Source organism: Curtobacterium sp. ME-Dv--P-122a (assembly GCF_030209645.1).
Taxonomy (GTDB): Bacteria; Actinomycetota; Actinomycetes; order Actinomycetales; family Microbacteriaceae; genus Curtobacterium; species Curtobacterium flaccumfaciens.
This window is the reverse complement of sequence record NZ_JARVRO010000001.1, coordinates 109,523-135,435: the sequence shown is the minus strand read 5'-3', so window position 1 is coordinate 135,435 and position 25,913 is coordinate 109,523. Positions and strand designations below refer to the sequence as shown.

At 68.8% G+C, this 25,913-nt stretch carries 22 protein-coding genes and 1 tRNA gene; 17 read left to right on the top strand and 6 right to left on the bottom strand.

Features of this window, described 5'->3' with window-relative positions:
- The first annotated feature begins 99 nt into the window (after positions 1–99).
- The 6 genes from QRN49_RS00495 (at position 100) to QRN49_RS00470 (ending at position 6,047) form a co-directional block, all read left to right on the top strand.
- Positions 100–795, top strand: a complete 696-nt coding sequence (locus tag QRN49_RS00495) for an iron-dependent transcriptional repressor DtxR (protein ID WP_284753292.1) — start codon at positions 100–102, stop codon at positions 793–795.
- A gap of 242 nt (positions 796–1,037) precedes the next feature.
- Complete coding sequence (locus QRN49_RS00490; protein WP_284753290.1) at positions 1,038–2,000, top strand: C40 family peptidase; 963 nt, start codon at positions 1,038–1,040, stop codon at positions 1,998–2,000.
- Between the two features lie 353 nt (positions 2,001–2,353).
- A complete protein-coding gene (locus tag QRN49_RS00485) occupies positions 2,354–2,848 on the top strand; it encodes an HNH endonuclease (RefSeq protein ID WP_027466591.1) in 495 nt (164 codons plus the stop codon).
- A gap of 170 nt (positions 2,849–3,018) precedes the next feature.
- Positions 3,019–3,921 carry a CPBP family intramembrane glutamic endopeptidase gene (locus QRN49_RS00480; protein ID WP_284753286.1) on the top strand — a complete coding sequence of 301 codons (903 nt, stop codon included), beginning with the start codon at positions 3,019–3,021 and terminating at the stop codon, positions 3,919–3,921.
- Positions 3,918–4,754 carry a CPBP family intramembrane glutamic endopeptidase gene (locus tag QRN49_RS00475; RefSeq protein WP_284753283.1) on the top strand — a complete coding sequence of 279 codons (837 nt, stop codon included), beginning with the start codon at positions 3,918–3,920 and terminating at the stop codon, positions 4,752–4,754. The genes QRN49_RS00480 and QRN49_RS00475 overlap by 4 nt, the downstream gene beginning before the upstream one ends.
- A 147-nt stretch (positions 4,755–4,901) precedes the next feature.
- Entirely contained in the window at positions 4,902–6,047 is a 1,146-nt protein-coding gene (locus QRN49_RS00470; RefSeq protein WP_284753281.1) for a TIGR03364 family FAD-dependent oxidoreductase, read from the top strand.
- Positions 6,048–6,137: 90 nt separating this feature from the next.
- Here the strand turns inward: QRN49_RS00470 and QRN49_RS00465 are convergent, their stop codons facing one another.
- Positions 6,138–6,830 carry an HAD family hydrolase gene (locus tag QRN49_RS00465; protein WP_284753278.1) on the bottom strand — a complete coding sequence of 231 codons (693 nt, stop codon included), beginning with the start codon at positions 6,828–6,830 and terminating at the stop codon, positions 6,138–6,140.
- 215 nt (positions 6,831–7,045) lie between these two features.
- Between QRN49_RS00465 and QRN49_RS00460 the strand changes: the two genes are divergently transcribed.
- On the top strand, positions 7,046–8,149 hold the full coding sequence (locus QRN49_RS00460) for an epoxide hydrolase family protein (protein WP_284753276.1): 1,104 nt from the start codon (positions 7,046–7,048) through the stop codon (positions 8,147–8,149).
- A 13-nt stretch (positions 8,150–8,162) separates the two neighbouring features.
- A tRNA-Arg gene (locus QRN49_RS00455) sits at positions 8,163–8,237 on the top strand.
- Positions 8,238–8,371: 134 nt separating this feature from the next.
- Here QRN49_RS00455 and QRN49_RS00450 read toward each other — a convergent pair.
- Positions 8,372–10,840: an AAA family ATPase gene (locus tag QRN49_RS00450; protein ID WP_284753274.1), complete on the bottom strand. Its 2,469-nt coding sequence runs from the start codon at positions 10,838–10,840 to the stop codon at positions 8,372–8,374.
- 217 nt (positions 10,841–11,057) lie between these two features.
- On the bottom strand, positions 11,058–11,411 hold the full coding sequence (locus QRN49_RS00445) for a hypothetical protein (protein WP_284753272.1): 354 nt from the start codon (positions 11,409–11,411) through the stop codon (positions 11,058–11,060).
- A 506-nt stretch (positions 11,412–11,917) separates the two neighbouring features.
- Between QRN49_RS00445 and argG the strand changes: the two genes are divergently transcribed.
- The 3 genes from argG (at position 11,918) to QRN49_RS00430 (ending at position 14,424) form a co-directional block, all read left to right on the top strand.
- Positions 11,918–13,360 carry an argininosuccinate synthase gene (gene argG, locus QRN49_RS00440; RefSeq protein WP_042540079.1) on the top strand — a complete coding sequence of 481 codons (1,443 nt, stop codon included), beginning with the start codon at positions 11,918–11,920 and terminating at the stop codon, positions 13,358–13,360.
- Positions 13,361–13,615: 255 nt separating this feature from the next.
- The gene (locus tag QRN49_RS00435; protein ID WP_155896891.1) at positions 13,616–13,783 is read left to right on the top strand and encodes a hypothetical protein; all 168 of its coding nucleotides are present in this window, start codon (positions 13,616–13,618) and stop codon (positions 13,781–13,783) included.
- A gap of 41 nt (positions 13,784–13,824) precedes the next feature.
- Positions 13,825–14,424 (top strand): copper resistance CopC family protein, encoded by a 600-nt coding sequence (locus tag QRN49_RS00430; RefSeq protein WP_284753266.1) that lies wholly within the window; start codon positions 13,825–13,827, stop codon positions 14,422–14,424.
- Positions 14,425–14,638: 214 nt separating this feature from the next.
- On the opposite strand, the gene QRN49_RS00425 is transcribed toward QRN49_RS00430, so the two are convergent.
- Positions 14,639–16,066 carry an MATE family efflux transporter gene (locus QRN49_RS00425; RefSeq protein ID WP_284753263.1) on the bottom strand — a complete coding sequence of 476 codons (1,428 nt, stop codon included), beginning with the start codon at positions 16,064–16,066 and terminating at the stop codon, positions 14,639–14,641.
- Between the two features lie 213 nt (positions 16,067–16,279).
- Positions 16,280–16,717 carry a MarR family winged helix-turn-helix transcriptional regulator gene (locus QRN49_RS00420; protein WP_284753260.1) on the bottom strand — a complete coding sequence of 146 codons (438 nt, stop codon included), beginning with the start codon at positions 16,715–16,717 and terminating at the stop codon, positions 16,280–16,282.
- A 455-nt stretch (positions 16,718–17,172) separates the two neighbouring features.
- Between QRN49_RS00420 and nadE the strand changes: the two genes are divergently transcribed.
- Positions 17,173–18,000 carry an NAD(+) synthase gene (gene nadE / locus QRN49_RS00415; RefSeq protein ID WP_284753258.1) on the top strand — a complete coding sequence of 276 codons (828 nt, stop codon included), beginning with the start codon at positions 17,173–17,175 and terminating at the stop codon, positions 17,998–18,000.
- 175 nt (positions 18,001–18,175) lie between these two features.
- A complete protein-coding gene (locus QRN49_RS00410; protein ID WP_284753256.1) occupies positions 18,176–19,633 on the top strand; it encodes an SPFH domain-containing protein in 1,458 nt (485 codons plus the stop codon).
- 34 nt (positions 19,634–19,667) lie between these two features.
- Here the strand turns inward: QRN49_RS00410 and QRN49_RS00405 are convergent, their stop codons facing one another.
- On the bottom strand, positions 19,668–20,057 hold the full coding sequence (locus QRN49_RS00405; protein WP_110893574.1) for a hypothetical protein: 390 nt from the start codon (positions 20,055–20,057) through the stop codon (positions 19,668–19,670).
- A gap of 217 nt (positions 20,058–20,274) precedes the next feature.
- Between QRN49_RS00405 and QRN49_RS00400 the strand changes: the two genes are divergently transcribed.
- From QRN49_RS00400 to QRN49_RS00385, 4 genes are all read left to right on the top strand, one after another.
- Positions 20,275–22,335, top strand: a complete 2,061-nt coding sequence (locus tag QRN49_RS00400; protein ID WP_502868947.1) for an MDR family MFS transporter — start codon at positions 20,275–20,277, stop codon at positions 22,333–22,335.
- 77 nt (positions 22,336–22,412) lie between these two features.
- Entirely contained in the window at positions 22,413–23,006 is a 594-nt protein-coding gene (locus QRN49_RS00395; RefSeq protein WP_284753252.1) for a TetR/AcrR family transcriptional regulator, read from the top strand.
- Between the two features lie 240 nt (positions 23,007–23,246).
- Entirely contained in the window at positions 23,247–24,584 is a 1,338-nt protein-coding gene (locus QRN49_RS00390) for an enolase C-terminal domain-like protein (RefSeq protein WP_284753250.1), read from the top strand.
- 44 nt (positions 24,585–24,628) lie between these two features.
- The gene (locus tag QRN49_RS00385) at positions 24,629–25,864 is read left to right on the top strand and encodes an ABC transporter substrate-binding protein (protein ID WP_246521235.1); all 1,236 of its coding nucleotides are present in this window, start codon (positions 24,629–24,631) and stop codon (positions 25,862–25,864) included.
- The last annotated feature ends 49 nt before the right edge of the window (positions 25,865–25,913 follow it).

The following is a 25,913-nucleotide window of genomic DNA, read 5'->3' as shown; positions in this document are numbered from 1 at the left end:
CGGATGACCCTTTCTCACGTGCACCCGGGCGCCGGTCGGTGTTCGTCGGTGCGAACAAGTAGTGTGGTCGGCGCTGGGCCCAGACATGAGAGGCGGACCGTGACCGATCTCGTCGACACCACGGAGATGTACCTTCGCACCATCCTCGACCTCGAGGAAGAGGCGATCGTGCCGCTGCGCGCGCGCATCTCCGAGCGCCTCGGACACTCGGGCCCGACGGTCTCGCAGACCATCGCCCGCATGGAGCGCGACGGCCTGGTCGTCGTCTCCGGCGACCGGCACCTGGAGCTCACCGACGAGGGTCGTTCCCGCGCCACGCACGTGATGCGCAAGCACCGTCTGGCCGAACGCCTGCTGGCCGACGTCATCGGACTCGACTGGGCCTTCGTGCATGACGAGGCCTGCCGGTGGGAGCACGTCATGAGCGAGCAGGTCGAGGTCCGCCTGCTCGAGATGCTCGGCAACCCGACGGAGTCCCCGTACGGCAACCCGATCCCCGGACTGGCCGAGATCGGTGGCCCCGCGGCCGCCGGGTTCCTCGATGGCGTCCAGAACATCGTCGCCGCGACCGAGGGCACCGACGCCGTCACGACCGGGGTCGTTCGACGCCTGGGCGAGCCCGTGCAGTTCGAACCGGAGCTCCTGCACCAGCTCCGCACCGCCGGCGTCATGCCCGGGCGCGTGGCGAGCGTGCAGCGTGCTGGTGCCTACGTCGCGGTCCGCGTCGAGGGTGAGGACTCGGGCATCGAGTTGCCGATCGAGGTCGCGCAGCACGTCTACATCGAACGCAGCTGACCGTTCCTGGTCGTTCCTGAGAGTCTTTACCGTTTCGTTACCTGCGGGGCGTTTGGTCTCGACTCGGTAACGACGCTTCCGTACACTCGTCCGAGTCGCCGCGCTGCCCCTGAGCCGGAGACCCGTGGCAGGACGTCTCGAACCCGTCTCCTGCCTCGATCGGAAACGATGACGAACGGATGGGGTTGCACACCGCCGGACACCCACGGCGGCGTGATGACGAGACGTTGGAGACACACCTCTTGACGCAGACCGGTACCGCCGCGGACGACCAGACGTCCGCGAACCCGACGAACACCGAGAACGCCACCACCGCCCCGCTCACCCGGCGGGCCGTGCGCGAGACCGAGGGCCGCCCGGTCCGCAAGGTCGTGCCGGTGCGCTCCGCCCCACTGCCCGGTGGTCGTCGTGCCGCGCAGGCCGCGGCAGCCGCGAGCACCGCGAAGGCCAGCTCGTCGTCGCGCAAGCGCAAGTTCCTCGCACCGGTCGTCCTCACCGTGGCCGCCGGCATGTTCGGCACGGTCGCGGTCGCCCCGGCCTTCGCCGCGACGACCTCGAGCAACTCGACCGCCGTCGCCGATGCCCAGCGTCAGGTCCGTGCCACGCAGAGCCAGGAACTGGCGGTCTCCGACGCCGTGGCGCTCGCCGACACGAGCCGTGACGGCTTCGGCGCGACGTCCACCGCGACGCTCGACGCCGAGAAGGCCGCGAAGCAGGCCGCCGCCGACCAGGCTGCCGCTGCGAAGGAAGCCGCCGAGCAGACCCAGACCGCCCGCGCCGCGACCGCGAAGCAGTACTCCTCGTACACCGGGCCCACCGCCGCCGAGTACGCGGCCAGCTCGTCCGCCGCCGACACCCCGTTCTCGCTGCCGGCCGTGGTCGCCACGGGCAAGCAGTACATCGGCACCCCGTACGTCTTCGGTGGCGCGGACCCGTCGGGCTTCGACTGCTCCGGCTTCATCATGTTCGTGTACGCCCAGTACGGCATCAACCTTGCGCACTCCGTGCCGCTGCAGGACCAGGCCGGCACCACGATCCCCGAGTCCGAGGCGCAGCCCGGCGACGTCGTCATCTTCAACAACGAGGCGCACGACGGCTTCTACATGGGGAACGGCATGATCATGGACGCCCCGAAGCCCGGTGGCACCGTGCAGATCCGTCCGATCTGGACGAGCGACTACCACATCGTCCGCTTCGGCATCTAGCGAACACTGCCGCCGGGGGAGTGTGAACTTCTCCAGAACCGGCCCGCACACCCTCGTGCCGGGCCGGTTTCTGGGTTAACCTGACGCTGCACCGGTCCGCACCGGCGCGAACAGGAGACCCTCATGTCGATGTTCCGCACGACCCGCACCATGGGTCGGCGCGCGCGCGTCGACATATGGTCGAGTACAGCCTGCGTGCACGAGCACGCCCCTGCATGACGAGAGCACTGCCCATCCGGGTGGTGCTCTTCGTGGTTCCAGGGGTGTGAACAGGTCGTCCTCACCCGTTCGCGTCGTCGGTCCGACGCACCCGCAGCGCCTGGAAGCCGTCCAGGCACGTCGGAAGGGAACCCATGCGCACTCTCGTCCTCAACGCCGGTTACGAGCCCCTCGCGGTGATCTCGTTCCGACGAGCCCTCGTGCTGGTCATGAACCAGAAGGCCGCCATCGTCGCCGCCGACGTCGAACACCCGGTCACCGGGTCGACGTCGAGCTACGACCGTCCGTCCGTCATCATCCTCACCCGCTACGTGCGCATCCCGCACTCCAGGCTCGTGCCGGTGTCCCGTCGCGGTGTGCTGCGTCGGGACGGCAACCACTGTGCCTACTGCGGCCGGCACGCCACCACCATCGACCACGTGCAGCCGCGGTCGCGCGGTGGGCAGGACTCGTGGGAGAACCTCGTCGCCTGCTGCCTGGCCTGCAACAACACCAAGGGTGACCGCACCCCGCAGGAGATGGGGTGGCGCCTCCGGTTCCCGCCGAAGGTGCCGCACGGGTCCTCGTGGGTCGTGCGCGGCATCGAGCGCCCGCAGGCGGAGTGGGACGAGTACCTCGTGGCCGCGTAGCGGCTGTCGGTACGCACCAGGAGACGGACTGGAGGCCCGTGGCGACGCCGCCACGGGCCTCCAGTCCGTCCGTCGCGCGTCCAGGGCCCCCGGAGCGTTCCGGGCTCGCACTACGCTGACGTGAGGACCAGTCACCAGACGCCCCGACGACCGAGACCCACGAGGACAGCATGGCCGCAGGAGCACGGCAGTCGACCGAGACGGCAGCGGGACGGAACCCCTGGCAGCGGTTCTGGAACCGCGGCGGCTGGTGGCGCGCGGTGCTGGCCGTCATCCTCTACCTCGCCGTCTACGAGGGGCTCGGCTGGCTGAACGCCCACACCCTCGCCAGTGGCATCACCGCGGACGAGCTGTTCGCCTCACCCCGCGGAGCCGTCGTGGGCGTCGCCCTGCCGATCATCGTGATGGGGCTGCTCACCCTGGTCTTCGTCCGCACGCTCGGATGGGGGCGCGAGGTCTTCGGCCGCCAGCCACTGCCCGGACGCGGGTGGATGTGGATCGCCGTCGTCCTGCTGCTCGTCCCGATCGTGATCCGGCTCGTCGCGACGAACTGGTCGTCGTACTCGGTCTCCGTGGTCTTCGCGGTGCTGTTCCTCGGTCTGTGCATCGGGTTCGCCGAGGAGCTCATCGCCCGTGGCGTCGCCGTGAACCTCCTCCGACGCGGTCACCACACCGAACGCACCGTCGCGCTGCTGTCGTCGCTGCTGTTCGGGTTGATGCACGCCTCGAACGCCATCGGAGGGACACCGCTCGTCACGGTGGCCGTCACGGTCGTGTACACGTTCGGCGCCGGCATGATGTTCTACCTGTCGATGCGGGTCACGGGCAGCATCGTCCCCGCGATGCTCCTGCACGCGGCGACCGACCCGACCACGATCCTGGCGACCGGTGGCATCGACACCACCGCTGCGGCTGCCGGTGACGCGGGGCTGATCGGCTTCGCGGGGATCTTCAACTTCGCCTACCCGGTGCTCGCACTCCTGGTGCTCTTCTTCATCAAGGGCCGAGTCAGCAGCCCCGAGACCGGGACCGGGACCGAGACCGAGACCGACCAGCAGGGAGTGGCCGCATGACCGCCGAAGTCGATGGTCGTCGCGAGGTCCCGAGGCTGTTCTGGATCGCCCTCGTCGCCTGTGTGGTCTACGTCCTCATGGCCGCCGGGGTGGGGAACCTGCTCAGTGTGGTCGTCGACGGGGAGAACCACCCGATCGCGGACTGGCTCGCCGGCACCTGGATCCCGGTCGGCATCATGATCGCCGCCGGAGTGTTCTTCGCCCGGCGCTCGGGTTGGTGGAACAACATCTGGCGAGAACCGGCCGTCGCCGTCGGTCGACCCCGGCGCTGGTGGTGGCTCGCCGCTCCGGTGCTGTCCCTCGTCTCGACAGTGATCCTGTACAGCCTCGTGCCGTGGTCCGAGGCGTCGGTCGGGATCATCGTCGTCGTGCTCATCGGTGCGCTCGGCGTCGGCGTCGGCGAGGAGCTGTTCTTCCGCGGGATCCTCGTCACCGCGCTCCGCGCACACCACTCCGAGTTCGTCGTCCTCATCGTCTCCTCGGTGATGTTCGGCCTCGCCCACGTGGTCGGCTTCGTGATCGCCGGACTCCCGCTCGGCCTGGTCCTGTTCCAGGTGGCGTTCCTCAGCATGGACGGAGCCCTCTTCTACGCGGCCCGCCGCGCCACCGGGAAGCTGTGGGTGCCGATGCTCCTGCACGGGCTCAACGACGCCGCGCTGTTCCTGCAGACCGCGGGCCGCGACCACGAGGGCGCCGAGCCCCCGGCAACCACCGGAGTCATCGAGATCATCCTCATCGCGCTCTCGGTCGCGATCGCGATCAGCGTGGGGCGTGAGACACTCCGCAGTCGCCGTGACCACCGCGCCACGCCGGGCGGCACCGAGGCCAGCTGACCCGGCCGGGCTGTCGGGACGGGTGCCGATCGATTTCACCTGCCGTCCACGCCGTGTGCACCGGGACGGAACCCCGCCCCACCGCTGACCTGCGACAGTTGCGGCATCCGCACCGGACCGGTGCTCCGCGGCGCCCGAAAGGTCTTCATGCCCCGCTCCGCACGCACCGCACTCGACACCGAGACGGACCACCAGCCGCTGACCGAACGGTACGACGTCGTCGTGGTCGGCGCGGGCATCGTCGGGCTCGGTATGGCCTACGAGGCGCTCCTGCAGGGCGCGCGGGTCGCGGTGGTCGATCGTGCAGGCGCGGTCGTGGGGGCGAGCGTCCGGAACTTCGGTCACGCCTGCGTCACCCCGCAGACCGGCGAGGCGGCCGGGTACGCCCAGGAAGCACGCCGCCGCTGGCTCGCACTCGCGCAGCTCGCCGGGTTCACGGCCAGCGAACGCGGTGCCCACGTCGTCGCCCGTCGTCCCGAGGAGCTGGCGGTGCTCGAGGAGTACCGCGACTCCGGCGCGGACCTGCGGCTGGCCGACGCGGCCGAGATCACAGCGGCGGTGCCGGTCGACCCCGGCTCGGCCCTCGGCGGCGCGCATCTGGCGCACGACCTGCAGGTCGACCCCCGCGAGGCAGCTCCCGCGATCGCGCGCTGGCTCGCCGGGCAGGGGGTCACCTTCCACTGGCGCACCCCCGCGCTCGAGGTCACCACCGGCGCCGTCCGCACCGGTCGCGGCGTCGTGGAGGGCACCCGGATCGTCGTCTGCACCAACCACGACCTCGACCAGCTCTTCCCGGTGCTCGCCGAGTCGATCGGCCTGGTCCGCTGCCGGCTCCACATGCTGCGTGCGACGATCCCCCTCGCCTTCCCGCTCGCCACACCGCTGCTGACGGGATGGTCGCTGCTGCGCTACTCGGGGTTCGCCGCGGTGCCCGGAGCGGCTGCCCTGCGGGACCGGCTCGCCGCCGACCTGCCCGAGGGGATCCGGTGGGACCTCAACCAGATGTACACGTCGCCGCCGGACGGCAGCGTCATCGTCGGGGACACCCACGAGCGCGGGGTCGACGCGCCGCCGTTCCAGGACGAGGACGGCTTCCGGCTGCTCGTCACCGAGACCGAGCGGCTGTTCGGTGCGCCGGTCTCCGTGGTCGACCGGTGGCAGGGCGTCTACGCCTCGGCCCCGGGACGGGAGTTCCTCATCGACCGGCCGGTCCCCGGGGTCGACGTCGTGACGGTCACCACGGGCATCGGCATGACGACCGGCCTCGGCATCGCGCCGATGGTCCTCGGCTGAGGGGGACCGTCAGTCGCGGAGCATCCGACCACGCCGGCGAACGGTGCGACCCCGGCGGCCTCCGGCACCGGCGAGGTCGTCACGCGGTCGTCACACCGTGGCAGCTGCGTCGTCGACCTCGGCAAGTACCGACGGCAGCTCGGCGACCGAGTCGAGGACGTGGGTGTGCGCGACGGTCGCGAAGTCGGCGTCCTGGTGCGTCCCGGTCCGCACGCCCGCCACGACGGAGGCGCCGGCGCGGTGTCCCGTGAGCAGGTCGGCGACGGTGTCCCCGACGACCGCCACGTCACGGACGTCGTCGGTGCCGGTCCGGAGCACGGCGGTGAGCACCATGTCCGGGTACGGGCGCCCGCGTCCGGCGTCGGCGGGGGAGAGCGCGAGGTCGATCAGCGGCCGCCAGCCGAGCAGGTCGAGCACCGCGTCGCGCGTCGTGGGCGAGAACCCGGTGGTCAGCGCGATCCGTCGCCCCGCTGCGCGGAGGGCGACGAGCGTCTCGACGGCGCCGTCCACCGGCCGCACGCCGCGGTCGAGGGTCATTGAGTAGGCGCGCTCGAAGGCGGTGTTGGCCGCCTCGGCGCGGACCCCGTCACCGTCGAACAGCGCCGTGAACACGGCGATCTTCGACTGGCCCATGGTATCGACCGCGTACTGCACCGCGCGGTCGTGCTCCGAGCTCCCGTGCTCGAGGCCGACGTCGGTGAGCGCGGTGCGGAAGGCGTCGAGGACGACGCCACCGTCGTCGACGGTGGTTCCTGCCATGTCGAGGCAGACGAGCGAGATCATGGGACTCCTGGGTACGTGCCGTCACGCCGGGACCGGCGCGGTCCGACCAGCGTCGACGCACCCCGTTGCGGGCAGAGGATGCGCGGGTGTCCGCCAGGTGAACGCCGCCGGGAGGCTCGTCACGGCCTGTGCGGACACGCAGTCGGTCCGCCAGGGGGAGCGGCCCAGTCCCCGCTCGCCCATCTGCGTCGGTGGCGCTGAGTAGCGTCGGCCGCATGGGCGAGACACCGCACATCGACGACGCGACCATCGACGACCTGCGCGCGCGGCTGCGCGCCACGCGCTGGCCGGACGCACCCGCCGGGGTCGGCTGGTCGCTCGGCGTGGACCTCGACGTCCTGCGCCCGCTCGTCGAGTACTGGGCCGACGGGTTCGACTTCGACGCGCACCGTGCCGAGCTCGCTGCGCTGCCCTCGCGCCGTGTCGTCGTCGACGGCATCGGCGTCCACGTCCTGCACGCTCGCGCTCCGCAGCCCGACGCCCTGCCGGTCCTGCTCGCGCACGGCTGGCCGGACTCCGGGTGGCGGTACCGCAAGGTGCTGCCGATGCTCGTCGACGCCGGGTACGACGTCGTCGTGCCGGACATGCCCGGGTACGGCTTCTCGGACGCACCGCCGCAGGTCCTCGATGCCCGGCAGGTGGCCGGCATGTGGGCGACGCTGATGACGGACCTGGGGTACGAGCGGTTCGCGGTGTCCGGCGGTGACATCGGCACGCACGTCGCCCGCTACCTGGCACTCGACCACCCCGACCGGGTCGTCGCGGTGCACCGCATCGACGGCGGGCTCGCCTGGCCGGGCCTCGATCCGTCGACGTTGTCCGCCGCCGAGCGGGAGTTCGTCGCCGCGACCGATCGGTGGCGCACAGCCGAGGGTGCCTACGCGATGCTGCACCGGACGAAGCCGCAGACCGCCGCCGTCGGGCTGAACGACTCACCCGCGGGTCTCGCGGCCTGGATCGTCGAGAAGCTCCGGGCGTGGAGCGACTGCGGCGGGGACCTGTGGTCGGTCTACACGCGCGACGAGGTCCTGGCGCTGCTCACCGAGTACTGGGCCACCGCCACGATCGGCTCAGCGATGCGGATGTACCACGCGAACGCGGCGATCCCGGCGGAGCAGCTGGAGCGACGGGTCGAGGTGCCGTCCGGGTTCTCGATCTTCCCCGGCGACATCGTGCGCGCGCCGCGCGAGTGGCTCGAGCGCACCACGAACCTCGTGTTCCACCACGAACTCGACCGCGGCGGGCACTTCGCGCCGTTCGAGCAGCCCGACCTGTTCGTCGACGAACTGCACGCGTTCCTGGGGCCCTTCCGCCGCTAGAGTGGACGGGCCAGCCTCTGTAGCTCAATGGAAGAGCAGTTCCGTCCTAAGGAAACGGTTGGGGGTTCGAGTCCCTCCAGGGGCACCAGCGCCACGTGGCTCGGTCTTTGTGGGCTCCTCGTCGGATGTGCTCCGCGCGAGGAGCCCACAAGCCCACGAAGGTGGACCAACAACTTTGGCATGCGGTGCTGGCAAAGCGATCATCGCTCTCAATGCGAAGCCTCAGTCCCGATAGTGCTTCACACGGGCCTGCCAGTCGTTGAACCAGGTGACTTCAGCTGCAAGCTCGTCCGGTGTTGGTGGCACATAATTTTCTTCAGGGGCGTTATCGTGACGTGCCGCCCACCCAGAAATTCTCTCGTAGGACGATTGGAATTCATCGTGATCCGTCTGCGAGAACTTCGGAAGAATCTTCAGCATCCTAGGTCTCACCTCGTTGGTCCCGCGGTCGACAAGTTCGTTGACTACGTGGAGGTTCACGGCTCTTTCCAGCGTCTCAGAAAGTTGGCCAGCAATCTTAGCGGCCCTTTCCGCGTACTCCTCCTCAGACAAAGCGCCGCGCCCACTTTTCACCCGAGCTATATCACCGCTGAGCTTATTGATGCGTTGCGGTATGTCCCGGACTGCCCAAGGCAGCGCTTCAGTAATCAAGCCTGGCTTGGTGTCTCCCATCCGCTGAATTGATCGCATGGTGACATCTACCGACTGCCGTGCCGCTTCTCTGTTGAGCGCATGGACGAACGTAATCTCGTGCGTCAACACGATCACCTGTCGGTGACCGGCAAGTTCAACGAGGCGCTTCGCGACCTTCGACCGCCTTCCCGCGTCAAGCGAGGAGACCGGGTCATCGAAGACAACTGCAGAGCGCGAGGCGTCAAGTTCGACCTCGGTGAGGAAGCCAGCTAGGCCCAGGGCAGTCTGTTCCCCTTCGCTTAGCACCTGATCAACGTCTGCATCGCGGAGCGAACCGAGCAACGTGGGTTGGTGCTCGAGCGTCGCGCTCCTGCCCCGGCCGGTGCGATTCAAGGTGATGCGGCGCAACTCCAGTCGCTCGGTTTCTCGGGTAAAGCGGTCCCGGACTTCCTCCGTGACGTATTTATCTGTGAGCTCGCCCCTCTTGGAAGTTAGGGCATTCGTAGTAGTCTGACGACGAGCGGCCTCGATACGTGAACGTATAGCCAGCCACGTGATTTCCTCAGTGATTTCCACTGAAGCCTCACCGAGTGCTTTTGCATCTTCGTACTCGACCACTTTGTCACTTGTTTGTTGAAGGACGGCCGCGAACGTTTTGGCGTCTAGCTGGTCGGCCTGAGATGTGAGTTCTCTTTCTCTGGCTGTCATCCAAGAGCTGAGGCTTGCATCGATTGGCGCGGGAGTGTGCTCAACGAGCCCATCGAGCCACTCGACGGCAGAGTTCGACGCCGATGTCGCTTCTTCCAAGCGGGTTAGCGCGCGCGCCGCATCCTCGCCCTCACCGCTGAGGCGATCGATCGCTGCGGAGATATCTAACGGTAGTGCGGCAAGAGCTCGTAGTGCTTCGCGACGTACTGAGAGTTGCTTCGCAGCGGCTTCGGAATCGCGGGCTGTTGTGTCGGAAACAAACTTTTCGAAGTTCGACAAGCGCTGAGCGGCCGACTCGGTCAAAGGCTGTTGGCATAGTACACACACCGCGTTCTCGCCGACGAATGGGTAGGCGTGCGGATGGTAAGCCTCAGTGCGGGAGTATTCGCGTGCTGCTTCCCAGAGTGCACGCCACGTTCCGGAACCAACATCGGGAAGAGGCTCTGACTCGAACGTTAGTGCGGAAGCGATGCGGGCGGCCTCCTGCAGCTGCAAGCTGTGGTCTCTCGATTGGCGAAGACTCTCCATTGATTCGACGGAGAGTAAAGTCTCGAGCGTGTTGGCATGGGTGGCCAGCTTCGCCCAATTGCGTGCGATACCGATAAGTCTGGCCTTCTCCTTGGTCGGGTCGCTGCCCTTGAGCCGGGCTTCCTCCCCAAGGTATCTTGCGAGCTCCTCGCCCAGGTTGGCGGGAACGGCTATCGCCTCGGTCACCTCTTGGTCGGTGGTGGTGGCCGAGAGTGACTCTACGAAATTGAACGCGGTCGTGCCAGGATGAAGCGTTGGAAGCTTCGGACGTCCCGCATCTCCTTCGTTCAGTTGCCTGACTAGCTCTTTAGAAAGCCTTTCGCATGTATCTGAAAGTTTGTCTAAGATGGTGAGCGCAGAAGGACGATAGCTGATCGTCGAGGCCATACTTACGTAAGCATCACCGCAGTCCTCGTCGTAGAACCGTACGCGGGCTAGGTTTGTATCTTGCGGGTCGCCAAGATTCCAGTTTAAGCTTTTCGTTCCGGTGCGGTAAACGAGCTGAGCGCTTTGTGGAGTGCTGGTCTGCCCGAAAACGTCGCCGAGAAGATGACTTGAACGGACTCGCGCGGTCACAGCTTCGCGAATGATTCTCGCGTACCCGGACTTTCCGCTGCCATTGTTCCCAAAAGCGATCGTGAGGCCGCTGTGTCCAAATGAGAGAACTTGATCGGGAATGAGGGCATTTACCCCCTCGACTTCTGAGACTTCTGTAAGATGCACAGCATCTGCGGTGTCCGTCGCTCCAGGTATAGCTGCGGCTTCTATATCCGGCACGGCAGGGTATTCCCCTGAAAGGAGCTTGCCTGCGATCTCGGTCACATCTTTATCAGACAAGGCGTCCTTGCTGCAAAGCTGCGCGAATGCGTCTTTTTGCCAAGCGGGGCGCGTATTAACCCAAGCGGCAAGGTCTTCATTTAAAGACATGGTCCCTCATTCGGTAGGTGCTAAAGGTGGGTGCAACCCGATGGCTCAATCGAGTGCCGAGGCAGTGAAAGGCGCGACAAGTCATTCGGCGGTGCGCTCGGGCGGCCCGCGGTCATAGGCCATCCCAGAGGCGCCGCAGTCGATTCCGCGTGAGAGGGTCGTATGACTCGGAAAGAAGAAGGTTTCGCAGATATGCGTATTGAAGCGGTGCTGACGTTGCAAGGATGTTTCCCACCGGTCCGGTGCCGCACATCGCGCGGATATCTTGCTTCCAATAGGACCAGGTCTGGTCTGTTACGCGGCCCAGGGCGCGTAGCTGAATCTGATCTTCGCTGAGGGTGAGGTAGTCCTTGACTACCGCCTTGTCGTGACGATTAAGCTGACCCTTGGTCTTCCAGCCGGCAGATTGCCGGTCCATCAGTTGCCAAAATCGCAAGAGATACTGCATTTCAAGCTCACGATGCATTTGACGATTTATGTGCCGAATCTGAATCATTGCGAGGAGGACTGCCAGAAGTGTTGCAAGCGAGATGAGTGCAGTTAAGCCCTCGGCCCAATTGGGTTGTGTGTTTGAGAACATTTTCCTGATTGATGTGTGGAGCGAGTGGTTGCCGAGACCGCTTGGTGGTCCCGCGAAAACGGGTGAGCAAAGGCCTTGCGGAACGAGGTCAGTCTGGTGGGCGCGCTTTTTGTGGCACATTTGATCGGAGTAAATTCGAACTTGGCGCTCAAGCTCGACAATATGAGATCCAATCGGCTTCGGGGAGTGACCCAAACGGGGGTGCCCTCTAGCGCGACATGCTTGATCCAGCGCGGCGGTGGCTTGGGGTGGTTGGCTGGATGTATCGGGAGGGCGCTCCGGCGTGCCTCGGGCTCGTGCTTTCCCGCCTGGCGTTCGTCAGCGAAGATCAGTTCTCCACAACCGTCGCCCCGGACGGTAGTCGACCCCGCTGGCCCCGTACGATTGACCCCGTGTCCAAGGTCCTGAGCAGTCTCCCCGTCGGCGAACGAGTCGGCATCGCGTTCTCAGGGGGTCTCGACACCTCCTGCGCCGTTGCCTGGATGCGCGAGAAGGGAGCGATCCCTTGCACGTACACGGCCGACATCGGCCAGTACGACGAGCCCGACATCGACGCCGTCCCGAGCCGCGCCCACGAGTACGGCGCCGAGATCGCCCGACTGGTCGACGCGAAGAGCGCCCTGGTCGAAGAAGGCCTGGTCGCCCTGCAGACCGGTGCGTTCCACATCCGCTCCGGCGGCAAGACGTACTTCAACACGACGCCGCTCGGCCGCGCGGTGACGGGCACGATGCTCGTCCGTGCGATGAAGGAAGACGGCGTCGACATCTGGGGCGACGGCTCCACCTACAAGGGCAACGACATCGAGCGGTTCTACCGCTACGGCCTGATGGCCAACCCGCGTCTGCGCGTCTACAAGCCGTGGCTCGACTCCGAGTTCGTCGAGGAGCTCGGCGGCCGCAAGGAGATGAGCGAGTGGCTCGTCGCCCGCGGGTTCCCGTACCGCGACTCCACCGAGAAGGCGTACTCGACCGACGCGAACATCTGGGGCGCGACGCACGAGGCGAAGAGCCTCGAAGAGCTGTCGAGCGGCCTGGACATCGTCGAGCCGATCATGGGCGTCGCCGCCTGGCGTGACGACGTCGAGGTCGCGACCGAGATCGTCAGCGTCCGGTTCGAGGCCGGTCGCCCCGTCGCGATCAACGGCGTCGAGTACACCGACGCGGTCGCCCTGGTCTACGAGGCGAACGCCATCGGTGGCCGCCACGGCCTGGGTGCGTCCGACCAGATCGAGAACCGCATCATCGAGGCGAAGAGCCGCGGCATCTACGAGGCTCCGGGCATGGCGCTGCTGCACATCGCCTACGAGCGCCTGCTCAACGCGATCCACAACGAGGACACGGTCGCCTCGTACCACAACGAGGGCCGCCGTCTCGGTCGCCTGATGTACGAGGGCCGCTGGCTGGACCCGCAGTCCCTCATGCTCCGCGAGTCACTGCAGCGCTGGGTCGCGTCCGCCGTCACCGGCGAGGTCACGCTGCGCCTGCGTCGCGGTGACGACTACACGATCCTCGACACCACGGGCCCCGCGCTGTCGTACCACCCGGACAAGCTGTCGATGGAGCGCGTCGGCGACGCGGCCTTCGGCCCGGACGACCGCATCGGCCAGCTCACCATGCGCAACCTCGACATCGCGGACTCCCGATCGCGGCTCGAGCAGTACGCCGCCGCCGGCCTCATCGGTGGCGCGACTGCCGAGCTCGTCGGCGAGCTCGAGGCGGGCGAGGCCGAGGAGATCCTCGGCGGCGCGATCGTCGCCTCCGACGCCGAGGACGCGATGGGTCGTCGCACGGACCTCGCCTCCGAGGGCGCGGCCTTCGACTCCGGCACCGACTGATCGAGCGGACCCGCGCCCTGGGCGCGACCCCCTGATGACGGGAGGCCCGGTGCCAGCTGGCACCGGGCCTCCCGTCCGTCAGCCGCGAAACGCATCCGCCTCGACGGCGATCGGGCGCGACCGTATCGTTGCGGTACCGGGTCAGTCATCAGGGACTCGTCGTCACGATGCTCCTCACGATCTGTGAGGTCTGGCACAGCGGGTCGGCCCGGACGGATCCGAGATGCGCATCATCTCGACGAAGGGCTGGTCGCCATGACCGCCACCATCCAGAACGCCTGGCACCGCCACGGCCTCCGCTCGCCCGAAGACCTCGCCGCCCTCGTCGCCGAACGCCTCGAAGGAACCGGCCACCAGCTCGTCAGCGTCAGCGAAGCGCGCTACGAGCCCACCTACGCGGACTTCCTCGGCGAGCAGCTCTGACCCCCAGCGGGCTGCCGCTCGACCGTCGGTAGAGTCTGCGCATGCGCACAGCCCGAACCACGGCGGCGGCACTGGCGATCGTCGCGGCGGGACTGCTGACGCTCGTCGGTGTCCAGCCCGCGTCGGCCCACTCGGCCCTGACCAGCAGTACCCCGGCGGACGGGGCGGTCGTCACCGAACCGCTCGAGTCCGTCGACCTGACCTTCTCGGAAGCGCCGCTCGCCGGCCTCGACGCCGGACTCCGGATCCAGGTGACGGACGCCTCCGGCACCGACGTCGCCACGGGTGACGTGACGGTCTCCGGAACGACCATGCGCCGCGCAGTCGACCTCGACCAGGGCAGCTACTCCGTGCTCTGGCGGTACGTGTCGCCGGACGGCCACCCGATCGAGGGCACGCTCGCGTTCGAGTACCGGGCCGCAGCGCCCGTGTCGACCCCGAGCACGAGTGTCACCCCGACCCCGACGGCGAGCACCGCTCCGACGTCGAGTGCCACCGCGACGGCCACCGGAGCCTCGGACGGTGCTCCGTCCTCGTCGCCGGGCATCGCGCCGGGCGTGTGGATCGGCCTCGGCGCCGGAGCCGTCCTGGTGGCCGGCGCGGTCGTCGTGCTGCTGCTGCGGCGCGGCCGCAGCGCGTAGCGCGCGCGGCGCCAGCCCACTTCGTGAGCAGGAACGGTCGGGTCGCACGCGCGCACCCGACCATTCCTGCTCACGAAGCGCAAACACGCAGCGCACGCACGCCAAGCGCACGCGGCGCACGTCACGCGACCACGCGACGGACGGGAGGCCCGGCGCCGGACCGGCACCGGGCCTCCCGTCCGCACGTGGTGCGTGACGCCGGGGGCGACGCGCCTCACGCCACGGGGGCGGTCTCCAGCGCGGCGTCGGCGCGTGCCGCGCTGCCCTCGGCCAGGCCTCGGGCGATGCGGCCCCGCGTCGCCAGCCAGAGGACGACCGCGGCGACGAACACGATGCCCTCGGTGGCGGTGAGTGCCCAGATGATGCCGGCGAGTCCGAACCAGACGTTGCCGGCGATCACGATCGGGATGAACAGCACGCCCTGCGCCATCGACAGCACCATCGCGGGCATGACCATCCCGGTCGCCTGGAACAGCGAGGTGAGCAGCCCCGTGAACCCGTTGACGACGGCGGCGACGAGCTGTGCCGTCAGGATCGTCATGCCGATCGCGAGTACCGAGTGGTCACCGGAGAAGATCGTGAAGACCTGCTCGCGGAACACGAACACGGTGCCGGAGAAGACGAGCACGATGCCGCCGACGGTCAGGGCCGCGGCGCGCAGGCCGGAACGGAGTCGAGCTGCGTCACCCGCTCCGAACGCGTAGGCCAGCAGCGGCAGCACGCCGATGGTCACGCCCATCACCAGGAACTCCGGCACCTGGGCGATGCGGACCGCGACGCCCATCGCTGCCAGCGGGTCGTCACCGTAGGCGGCGGCGAGGTTGTTGAGGACGAGTGTCGTGACGATGAGGAACGCGGACTGCAGCAGCTCGCCGACGCCGATGCCGAACACGGGCTTCAGGATGTCCGCCCGCAGGGTGAACCACTTCGGCGCGAAGCTGACGTTCTCGCTGTTCCGCTGCAGCCACGTCACCCAGTAGGCGATCGAGACCACGTTGGCCAGGCCCACCGCGAGTGCGGCGCCGCCGACACCCCAGTGCAGCCCCAGGATGAACAGGACGTCGAACACCAGGTTGCCGACCGTGGACAGGACCAGGCCGATCATCGCCTGCCGCGCGGCACCCTCGGAGCGGACGATCTGCTCGAGCGCGAAGGACGCGGCGAGGACGGGGACGAACGCGAGCATCACGGCGACGTACTCGCTCGTGGCGGGGACCGCTGCCGCGTCGGCACCGAGGACGGCGACGAGCGGGCGGAGCAGCAGGAGACCGACGACGCCGAGCACGGCGCCGGTCACGACGGCTCCCCAGAGGGCGAACGAGGCGACGTGCTTGATGTCCCGCGCCTTGTCGGGATCGTGTTCCGAGGCGCCGAGCAACCGGGACATCAACGCGCTGCCGCCGACGCCGAACACCCCGCCCACGGCCATCACCAGGCCGAGCAGCGGCGTGCCGAAGGTGATCGCGGCGAGCAGGGACGTGTCGTGCTGCGCGCCGATGAAGCCCGCGTTGATGACGTTGTACAGGGCGCTGACGACCATCGCGGCGGCCATCGGCACGCACAGGTGCACCAGGGCTCGGGCGATCGGGGCAGCGGAGAGGTACCAGCGGTTCGTCGCCGCAGCGGTGGTGGTGGAGGACATGACGGTTCCCTTCCGGGCATGGCGGTGGGCGCGCCGACGGACGCCGGCACGGCAGGGGGGAGCGCGCGACCGGTGGGGTCGCGGGATCGCAGGGTCGCGGGTCGGGAAGGCGCGGGATCGCGGGGTCGCGAGGGCGCGCCGGCGGATCCGGCCGGGAGGCGCGTGGTGCGTGAGCGGGTCGGTGCGGTGGCGCGCGTGGCGCCGGTGGTGCGGCTAGCGGGTCGGCGGCGCGAGTTCCGCGGTCACCTTCTGCAGCAGTCGCCGCAGGGTGTCGCGTTCGTCCTCGTCGAGGGGTGCGAGCAGGGAGTCGTCGAGGGCGACCATCGCGTCGGTGAACCCGGCGATGAGGTCGATGCCCGCCTTGGTGGCGTGCACCGTCTTCGTCCGCCCGTTCGTGGCGTCCGGTCGTCGTTCGATCAGGCCACGCCGCTCGAGCCCCTGCAGGAGACTCGAGACGCTGGCCGCGCTGGTCCGGGTGGCCTCGGCGACGTCCCGCTGGATGGCGCCGGGGTGTTCCTGCAGGTACCCGAGCACGAAGGACTGCTCGTGGGTGAGGTCGCGTTCACGGACCCACTCCTCGGCGCCCTTGCGCTGTGCCCATCCGATCCACCGCATGAGCTGGAGCGGTGTCGTGAAGTCCGATGCCTGCATGATCAGGACTCTAACTGTTAGCCATCGAACTGTCAACAAAGGCACTACGAGTCGTGACCCCACAACGGGGGTGTCGAGTCCCGCCCGGACCCTGATACCTTCCACAGCAAGCGGCCTCACCAACCGCCCTCGGCCCGTTCGACGGGCCCCACATCCCCCGGGCTCACCACCGGGGGCGGATCAGCGGCGGAGAGCCCGTCGGGGGAGGAGGCACCGTGCCACACCACGGACCACCCACCGCGATCCCGGCGCGACGAGTTCGTCGCGCCTGACCAGGGCGGACGCCGGCGGGTACCGGCGTCCGCCTCACCGGGTCCGCGACGCGTTCGGGTCGTCGCGGATCCCCGGGGCGGTGGTGATCGGGTCGCCGCCGCCCCGGGACCTCCCGGTCGATCCGATGGACGTCTTCGGGAACCCGCCGGTCCACGGAGCCGGATCGGCGTGATACTGGGGTGGTGCGTGAACTCCAAGCCGCCATCGCAGCGGACCTCAACGTCCAGTCGACCATCGACCCGGAGCAGGAGGTCGCCCGTCGTGTCGGGTTCCTGCGCGACTACCTGCTGACGACCGGGGCGAAGGGGTACCTCCTCGCCATCAGCGGCGGGCAGGACTCCACCCTGGCCGGCCGCCTGACCCAGCTCGCGGTCGAGTCGCTCCGCGCCGAGGGGCACCCGGCCGAGTTCACGACCGTCCGCATGCCCTACCGCGTGCAGGCCGACGAGGACGACGCCCAACTCGCCCTGCAGTTCATCGCGGCCGACCCGGGCGTCACCGTGAACATCGAGCACGGGGTCGACGGGGTCATGCAGGACACCGCGGCCTCGGGCGTCGAGCTGAGCGACTTCGTGAAGGGCAACGTCAAAGCGCGCATGCGCATGGTCGCCCAGTACGCGATCGCCGGGCAGCGCGGCCTGCTGGTGGTCGGCACGGACCACGCGGCAGAGGCGGTGACGGGCTTCTTCACCAAGTACGGCGACGGCGGCGTCGACCTCACCCCGCTCACCGGGCTCTCGAAGAGCCAGGGGCGGCAGCTGCTCGAGCACCTCGGCGCACCGGCCCGCCTGTACGAGAAGGCACCCACCGCCGACCTGCTCGACGAACTGCCCGGGCAGACCGACGAGGCGAACCTCGGTCTCACCTACGCCGAGATCGACGCCTACCTGCAGGGCCACGACGTGCCGGTCGAGGTCGCCGAGGCGATCGAGTCGCGCTACCGCGCGACCGAGCACAAGCGCCAGGTGCCGGCGACGCCCTTCGACGACTGGTGGCGTGCGGGCGCGTAGGCGCTGACGCGACACGGCCGGGAGGCGCGGTGCAGGTGATCCTGCACCGCGCCTCCCGTCTGTTGTCCCCAACCCTTCCCTGCGCGCCCCGGCTGTCCGCGTGCGCTCCTAGGATGGGAGCCAACGGAACAACAGATGCGGAATCCAGGCTGGCGCCTGGTCCGGAGGGGGAGTCATGGAAGTCCTGTTCGCGCTCGGAGCCGTCCCGCTGGTCATCGTGGGGATCATCGTCCTCGCCGTGATCGCGCTGATCTACGCCAAGGTCGTGTACCGCAACGCCGGTGCCGACGAAGCGCTCATCATCACCGGCAAGCGCTCTCGCAAGGTCAAGAACGCCGACGGCACCGAGACCGTCGAGTCCGGCATCAAGGTCGTGCTCGGCGCCGGTGTGCTCGTCCGCCCCTTCTTCGAGAAGGTCGCGAAGCTGTCGCTCAGCTCGCGTGCGATCGACATCAACGTCAACGCGCAGGACTCCCGTGGCGTCACCATCGACGTCGAGGCCGTGGCGCTCGTCAAGGTGGGCGAGGCCGACGCGTCCATCCGGGCGGCAGCGCAGCGGTTCCTCGGTCAGGAGAAGAAGATCGACGACTTCGCGCGCGAGGTCCTGTCCGGCTCGCTCCGTGCCTCGATCGGCGCGACCGACGTCTCGACGATCATCCGGAACCGCGACCAGCTCACCGTCGCGGTCCTCACCGTCGCGCAGGACGCCCTGCACAGCCAGGGGCTCGACGTCGACTCGTTCGAGATCAAGGGCATCTCGGACCGCAACGAGTACATCAGCGACCTCGGTCGTGCCGAGCGTGCACGCGTGCGACTCGAGGCCGAGAACGCCGAGGCCCAGGCCGACCGCGAAGCGCGAGAAGCCCGCGCCACCGCCGACCAGGCGATCGCCGAGGCCGAGAACACGCTGGCCATCCGTCGTGCCGCGCTGCAGCTCGACGCCGACCGTGCATCCGCCGAAGCTGCTGCCGCCGGCCCGCTCGCCCAGGCGCGTGCGTCCCAGGGCGTCGTCGAGCAGGAGCAGATCACCGCGCAGAAGCGTGCCGAACTGCGCCGTGCCGAGCTCGAGTCCGAGGTGTCCGCCGTCGCCGAGGCCCAGGCGCGCAAGACCCGCGTCGAGGCCGAAGCCGCCGCCGGTGCCCAGGTCGAGACCGCCCGCGCCCAGGCCGAGGCCCGCCGGATCTCCGCCGAGGCTGTCGCGGCCGAGGCGAAGGCCGAGGCGGACGCCCGCAAGCTCGCCGCGGACGCCTCACGCGCCGAGGGTGAAGCCGCCGCCGACGCGATCCGTGCGAAGGGTCAGGCCGAGGCCGATGCGACCAAGGCGCAGGCCGACGCGCTCGCACAGCACTCCGAGGCCGTCCTGCGGGTCAAGGCCATCGAGGCACTGCCGAGCATCGCCCGCGAGCTCGCTGCTCCGATGAGCAACATCGACACGCTCACCGTGGTGTCATCCGACGGCGCCGGTGCACTGTCGAAGAGCGTCGTCAGCCAGTTCAGCGAGGTCGATGCGCTGCTCGGTGCCACCGCCGGGTTCACCCTGAGCGACATCGTGAAGAGCACCACGACGGGTCAGGCGGCTGCCCGTGCCGTCGTGCGCGAGCAGTCGGTGCCACCGGCCGAGCCGACCGAGTAGCCGGGCGGACGCCTGCAGCGGGCGCGACGGGGGATCAGCCCTCGTCGCGCCCGTTCTCGTTCTGCGGGTCGCGCTGCTGTGCGCCGGCGTCCTCACGCTCGTCGGCGAGCCGCTGCTGCCAGACGACGCTGCGAGCCGCACCTTCGAGCACGTCGTCGACACTGCGACCGCTCTGGGCGGCGAGGGCGCCGCTGAGTCCGGCGGTCAGGGTGCCGCCGGCCGAGGCGAGTCGCTCGACGACCTCCTCCTGCCGCGGGGTCAGGGGCTCGTCGACCAGTTCGTCGATCGTGTCGCGGATGTTCTGCTCGCTCGCGTCCAGTGCCGCCTCGTCGCCGGACTGCAGGGCTGCTGCTTCGCCGACGACGACGAGACCGAGGCGCGCGGCGTCGTCTTCGGGACGCGGGGTGCGGTGCTCGTCAGTCATGCGGTGGACCGTACGCTCCGGTGCGCTGCGCTCCCTGGACAGATGCGTCCCCCGAGGCATCCTGAGAACCCGTACACGAACGTGCATGCTCGGCAACTTTGCGTTGGCAGCAAATGTGCTTGCGGTGTAAAGTTGCAGAGCCTGCAATGTTGACACCCGTTCGGGGTCCCGACCAGGCCGACGACCACCACGCCACATCCCCTGTGAGGAACTCCGCATGTCCACTGCCACCGCACCCGTCGAGGTGTCGCGCGGACGACAGGACTCCCCGGCGAGCACGCCGGGCAAGCCGATCATGTCGCACCGCCAGATCCTGCTCGTCATCTACGGCCTGATGGCGGGCATGTTCCTGTCGTCGCTCGACCAGACCATCGTCGGCACGGCGATCCGCACGATCGGCGACGACCTGCACGGCCTCGACCAGCAGGCCTGGGTCACGACGGCCTACCTGATCGCGTCGACCATCACCACGCCGATCTACGGCAAGCTCTCCGACGTCTTCGGCCGTCGCCCGCTCTACATCTTCGGCATCGCGGTCTTCATCCTCGGGTCGCTGCTCTCGACCCTGTCGACGTCGATGACCATGCTCGCGGCCTTCCGTGCGTTCCAGGGCATCGGTGCCGGTGCGCTGATGTCGCTGCCGCTCGCGATCATGGGCGACATCCTCGCGCCCCGTGAGCGCGCGAAGTACCAGGGCTACTTCCTCGCGGTCTTCGGCATCTCGTCCGTGATCGGCCCGCTCATCGGTGGCCTGTTCGCCGGTGCGAGCTCGATCGTCGGCATCACCGGCTGGCGCTGGGTCTTCCTGATCAACGTGCCGATCGGCGTCGCCGCGCTCCTCATGGTGATCGCGTTCCTGCACCTGCCGAAGTTCGGCGAGGCCAAGGCCAAGCCGCGCATCGACTGGTGGGGCGCGACCTCGGTCATCGTCACGCTCGCCCCGCTGCTCCTCGTCGCGGAACAGGGCCGCACGTGGGGCTGGGGTTCGGCCAGCGCGATCGCCTGCTACGTCATCGGTGCGCTCGGCCTCGTCGCCTTCCTGGTGATCGAGACCCGCATGCAGGACGACGCGATCATCCCGCTCAAGCTCTTCCGCTCGAGCACGTTCTCGATGGCGACCATCCTGGGCTTCCTGGTCGGCTTCGCGATGTTCGGTGCGATGCTCACCATCCCGCTCTACCTGCAGATCGTCACCGGCCTGACGCCGACCGAGTCCGGGTTCGCGACGCTGCCGATGATCGGTGGCCTGATGATCGCCTCGATCGCCTCGGGGCAGATCGTCGCCCGCACGGGCCGGTACCGGATCTTCCCGGTCATCGGCACGGCCCTGGTGTCGCTCGGCTACGTCGTCCTGACGTTCATGACGATCGACAAGCCGCTGTGGTTCCTGATGATCGGCATGTTCCTGATCGGCCTCGGGCTCGGCCAGCTCATGCAGAGCATCACCCTGGCATCGCAGAACTCGGTGGAGCCGCGCGACATGGGTGTGGCGACGTCGTCCGCCACGTTCTTCCGCCAGATCGGTGGCACGCTCGGCACCGCCGTCCTGCTGTCCGTCCTGTTCTCGCTCATGCCGACGAACATCCTGCACGCCACGGCGGACGAGTCGAACCTGAAGCCCGCCCTCAGTGCGGCGCTCGACCCGGAGATCGCCAGCGCGAAGGCGAACCAGGGCGTCATGGACCAGATCTGGAACCCGATCGTCACCCCGCTCCAGCAGCAGGTGCAGTCCGGCCTCGACACCGCCACCGACCAGGTGGCCCAGGCCACCGCCGGGGCTCCCGACGCCGTGCAGCAGCAGGCGCTCACCGCCGCCGCCGACAAGGCGCACGCCAGCGTGCAGGACGGCCGGCTCGTCGTCGACTGGTCCGACTCGTCGCAGCGCACCTACTGGGCGGACCAGCTCGCACCGGAGCTGTCGAAGCAGATCGACAAGGGCGCGAACGACTCGAGCGACTCGAACGCCGAGACGAGCGACACGTCGTACCTCAACGGTGCGGACGCAGCCCTGACCCGGCCGTTCATGTCCGGGTTCAACGCCTCGGCCGTGACCGTCTACTGGGTCGGCTTCGCGGTGATCCTGCTCGCGTTCGTCCTGAGCTTCTTCTTCAAGGCACCGCCGCTCCGCAAGAGCTCGGCCCTGCAGGAGCAGGCGGACGACGCGGGCACCGCCGACGACCTCGAGGCGCAGGCCGTGCGGGCCGCGGACACGATGGGCTCGCCCACCGCTCCGGTCACCGGTTCGATTCCCGTCCAGGGCGGTCGGTCGCAGGTCTGAACCACGCCGGGCCTCCCCGTCACACGACGCGGAGGCCCGGCGTCGCACGGACCCGAGAACAGGACGGAGCGCAGCACGTGCACCAGCCCACCACCACCGAGGACCTCGTCGCGAGCGACTGCGGCCTACGGGAGCGCAAGAAGCAGCAGACCCGGTCCGCCATCCACCGGTCGGCACTCGCCCTGGTCACCGACCACGGGCTCGCCGGGGTGACCGTCGAGCAGATCTGCGCGGACGCCGGGGTCTCCCCGCGGACGTTCTTCAACTACTTCCCGTCGAAGGCCGAGGCAGCCCTCGGATTGCCGGCGACGACGGTCCCGGAAACGGCGCGCGCAGCGTTCCTCGGTTCCACGGGTCCGCTCGTGGCCGACCTCTGCGACCTCGTCGCGCACACGGTCACCCTGCCGCAAGACCGCCGGCGCATGAAGGAGCTTGTCCGAGCCCGCCCGGAGATGGTCCCGGCGATGATGCAGTGGATGGCGCACGCGCGGCAGACCGTGCTGGCGGTCGCCGCCGAGCGCGTCGACGAGGACACCGCGCGGACCGCGACCACCCTCGTGATGGCCGCCGTCATCGAGTCCGCCCACCGGTCGGCGGACGGCTCGCGCGACGAGCTCGCGGCGCGGCTGCGCGCGGTCGTCGCCGAGATGGGGCGGCTCGCCACCGCCTGACCAGCGTGACCATCGCGTCGCCCCCGGCGCGGGGCGACCACGGCCTGGAGGCGCGGTGCGGGTCGGACCCGCACCGCGCCTCCAGGCCGTGGTCGCGTCCACACCGTCGGTCGCGCAGTCATCGGACGGTTGGGCGGCCACTTTCGCCAGAACCGCAAGAACAAGGCTCTTGACGCACGAGACATCGGATGTTTTGATTGCACCGTTCGGTCGACGGAGACCGGACGGCAGGAGACACAGATGAGCCGCATCACCGGTCTGCACGTGCACGACATCCGGTTCCCGACCTCGCGGGAGCACGACGGGTCCGACGCCATGAACCCCGCACCCGACTACTCCGCCGCCTACGTCGAGCTCACCACCGACGCGCTCGACGGCCTGGTCGGCACCGGCTTCGTCTTCACCATCGGCCGCGGCAACGAGGTGCAGGAGTCGGCGATCGCAGCCCTCCGTGGGCACGTCGTCGGCGCCGATGCCGAGGCGGTCCTGGCCGACATGGGCGGTACCTGGCGCGCGATGGTGCACGACTCGCAGCTGCGGTGGCTCGGGCCGGAGAAGGGCGTCATGCACATGGCGATCGGCGCCGTCGTCAACGCCCTGTGGGACCTCCGTGCGAAACGTGCGGGGCAGCCGCTGTGGGCCCTGCTCGCCGACCTGCGCCCCGAGGAGCTCGTCGACCTGGTGGACTTCCGGTACCTGACCGACGCGATCACCCCGGCCGAGGCGCTCGAACTGTTCCGCGCCGCCGAACCGATGCGTGCCGAACGTCGAGCGCGCCTGGAGCGTGATGGCTACCGTGCCTACACGACGACCCCGGGCTGGCTCGGCTACGACGACGAGAAGCTCGCGCGGCTGTGCCGGGAAGCCGTGGACGACGGGTTCACCCAGATCAAGCTGAAGGTCGGCGGCGACGTCGACGAGGACGTCCGACGGATGGGCATCGCCCGCGCCACCGTCGGCCCGGACGTCCGGATCGCGATCGACGCGAACCAGCGCTGGGACGTCGACGAGGCCGTGACGTGGATCGACCGGCTCCGCCCCTTCGACGTCGCGTGGGTCGAGGAGCCGACGAGCCCGGACGACATCCTCGCCCACGCCGAGATCGCCCGGCGCATCGCCCCGATCCCGGTCGCGACGGGGGAGCACATGGCGAACCGGGTGATCGCGAAGCAGCTGATCCAAGCCGGGTCGATGTCGGTGCTGCAGATCGACGCCACCCGGGTCGCCGGGGTGAACGAGAACCTGGCGATCCTGCTCCTCGCCGCCAAGCACGGCGTCCGTGTGTGCCCACACGCCGGCGGCGTGGGCCTGTGCGAGGCGGTGCAGCACCTGTCGATGTTCGACGCGGTCGCCCTGACCGGTGACCTCGACACCCGGTGCATCGAGTTCGTCGACCACCTGCACGAGCACTTCGTGACACCGGTCGACGTCCACGACGGCCGCTACTGGCCGCCGACCATGCCCGGCGCCGGCACCGAGATGCTCGCCGACACCCTGACCACCCACGCGTTCCCGGACGGCCCGGTCTGGGCCGAGGCCGATCCCGATCGGGTCCCGGACGCCGTCCGGGTCGCCTGAAACCCCACCGCACACCCCATCACCACGACGAAGTGGAGACACCGATGCAACGACGACGCACCGCCGGGCTGGCGGCAGCAGCAGCTGCCGTGCTCGTGCTCACCGGCTGTTCCGCTGGCAGCAACGCCAGCGACGGCCAGTCCGAGGACTCCCTCACCTGGGCCATGTGGATCGCCGGGAAGGAGGACAAGGCCGCGTGGCAGAAGGTCGCCGACACGGTGAAGACCGACGACGACGTGGACGTCTCGATCCAGGGCTCACCCTTCAACGACTACTGGACCAAGCTCCGCACCCAGCTGTCCACCGGCACCGCACCCTGCATCGTGAGCATCCAGTCGCTCCGCGCCGCGAACTACACGGACGTGCTCGTGCCGATCGACGACATGGCGAAGCAGGCCGACCTCGACCTGGGCGAGTACGACCAGACCGGGCTCGACGGCATGAAGGTCGACGGCAAGCTCTACGGGCTGCCGTACGACACCGGCCCCATGGTCATGTTCTACAACAAGGACATCTTCGAGAAGGCGGGCGTCGACGAGCCGAAGCCGGGCTGGACGGTCGACGAGTTCGAGGACGCCGCGAAGGAGCTCAAGGCCGCGGGCACGCCGATCTGGGGCACGAGCGTCGAGGACATCCCCCTGGAGTCGATGATCCTCGGCTACAACGGCGGCCGGGTGATCGATGCCGACGGCACGCTCGACGCCTCGAACGCGGAGTTCGCCGAGGGGCTCGACTGGATCGGCGGCCTCGTCAAGGACGGCTACGCCACACAGGCGAGCACCGACGGCTCCACCGACGACAACGCGTTCGTGTCCGGTGACGTCGCCATGTACAGCGACGGCCCCTGGTCGATCATCAGCCAGAAGGCCAAGGTCAAGTTCGACCTCGGCATCACGACGATCCCCTCGGGCACGGACGGCCCCAGCTCGTTCGCCGCCGGGTCGGGCTTCGGCATCTCGAAGCAGTGCAAGTACCCCGAGCAGGCGTTCAAGGCCATCACCACGATGACGAACGAGGCCACGCTCACCTCACTCGCCGAGCAGGGTCGCGCCTTCCCGGCACGCACCGCGGCGCAGCAGGCCTGGTACGACAACGCCGGCATCGACGGGGTCGAGGACGCCCTGAAGACCGGACTCGAGAACGCCACCCCGTTGCCCGGCAACAAGCAGAGCGACCAGCTCAACCAGCTCTTCGCGCAGTACGCCCTGCAGGCGGTGAACGGACAGACCTCCGGCAAGGAGACGATGTCGTCCATCGCGAGCCAGCTCGGCTCGCAGTGACGGGCGTCACCCCCTGACGGACGGAAGGCGCGGGTGGACCCCGCCCCGC